Source organism: Shigella sp. SIG3, assembly GCF_053555855.1.
The window spans coordinates 1-1,706 of record NZ_JBQZXE010000232.1; the positions used below are offsets into that span (position 1 = coordinate 1).

Genomic DNA, 1,706 nt, shown 5'->3' on the forward strand with positions numbered 1-1,706 from the left:
AATAAATGATAGATTTCCCAGAATAATTATAAAGAAATACCGAACATTACAAGGTAAAGTCGTATGGCTATGGATATTGCCATTTGTTATTGAATGGTTAATTGTGTGCACTTTGGGTGTAAACAGTTAGCTGGGTAAAAGTAAATATCCTGATTATTGTTTGTTAAGGAGTGAGATGCCTGTGCGTCTGGTGTCTATTATATTCCCAATATTATTGGCGCTATTCTTGCTGGCGTAGGCATCGCCATACTATGAATATTGTGTTTGTCGTGATTCAATTTTTATTTATAACCTCTACCCGGAGCAAATTCAGGTAGGTCATGCATAAAAATATCTTTCTATACTACGAAAATTATTTTTGTGAAAGTATTGACAACGCTAACTATTTTTAATTATATATTCATGATGCTCTAGGCATCACATTTTCTCCATGGGGTATTCCCTCCGCCGGCACTATGTGTTGCTGGCGTTTTTTTTATCAATTCTTACTTTTTAATCCCACTGTCCTTTCCACCAGAAACATACCTCGTTTCTACTGTATTTTGAGAATATAGTTCCCAGAATACCAATTATATATAATACGTTGTAATATATGTATTCCAATTAAAGCCGTTATTATAATAATTATCATATATGGTTATTTTCATGTTGATTTCGTCAGAAATAGAAAATGCTGATGATGAATTGTGAATAATCAAACTGACCTCTAATTATCCTGTATGGAGTAGTGCTTATTTTCGACTCAATTTCTACTGATTAGATTATGGTTATCAGTACAGTGGGTTATGAAAAACGGACTGGATCTGCCAGCAGTGCTTCTATTATTATTCAAAAAGAACTTCAGCCGGACAATGCTATAATCCAGGGAAAGGCTATAAGCTCTGTTGGACGGAATGTGGAAATCAGCACTGGTAAAAAGGGGAACTGACATTAACACAAGAAGGATTCCTGCAAGCAACTGCTTATCTGCCCGGAACGCAGAATTAAAGCATAACCACACAGGAGCCAGAATACTGTGGTCGTACGCATTCAGTATTGTGACAACTAATAGAAATAAAAATCTGGCCGGTGCGAATATTAAACGATGCGATACCGTATAGTGTAAGTCAAAAGTAACGGGGTATTTAAACCATCTTTTCATATTTATTTAACATAATGCAGATTCTGATGTATTAGTTCAGTTGTTCGCCAGAATCAGCGCTCGATCACTATGCGTTTTAGCAGTGTGCTGAAGAAGTTCTTCATCACTGCGTTATTCAGACCGTTTCCTTTGTGCGGCATATTTTGTGCTACTCCATGGGGCTTTAACTTTGCCTATAGCCTGCGATTCGATATTGCCAACCCTGATCCATATGCAGCGACGGGGCATCCTCTGGCCGGGCACTGTGAATGCATCGTATTAACGATGCTCCATCACCGACCTTTCTGACAAGCTGTAGGAGATAATTTCCCGGTTAAACAGATCGGAGAACTGGCGACAGGTACCACTTTTCCCCTGTACCGAGAACTCTGTAACATCCGCTCCCATTTTTCGTTGGCCTTTGTCAAAGTTCCGGCTCAGGATATTGGGCGCAGATCACTTATTTGGTGGACACCACTTTGTCGGATGCTTCAGATTATGACCAGATGGATTTCGCTGGACGCTTACGATTACATGCACCATATTGTCAACGATTACGCCACTGAGTGTATGACACACATTAAAG

The 1,706-nt window shown here is 39.2% G+C and carries 3 pseudogenes; 2 read left to right on the forward strand and 1 reads right to left on the reverse strand.

From position 1 onward, the window contains the following. Together ACUU1I_RS20455 and ACUU1I_RS20460 are read left to right on the forward strand one after the other, a co-directional pair. Positions 1-130, forward strand: a pseudogene (locus ACUU1I_RS20455) (hypothetical protein); the annotation flags it as partial. Between the two features lie 633 nt (positions 131-763). Next, a pseudogene (locus ACUU1I_RS20460) lies at positions 764-1,100 on the forward strand (hypothetical protein). Between the two features lie 121 nt (positions 1,101-1,221). Here ACUU1I_RS20460 and ACUU1I_RS20465 read toward each other — a convergent pair. Next, a pseudogene (locus tag ACUU1I_RS20465) lies at positions 1,222-1,576 on the reverse strand (DDE-type integrase/transposase/recombinase); the annotation flags it as partial. Positions 1,577-1,706: the final 130 nt, after the last annotated feature.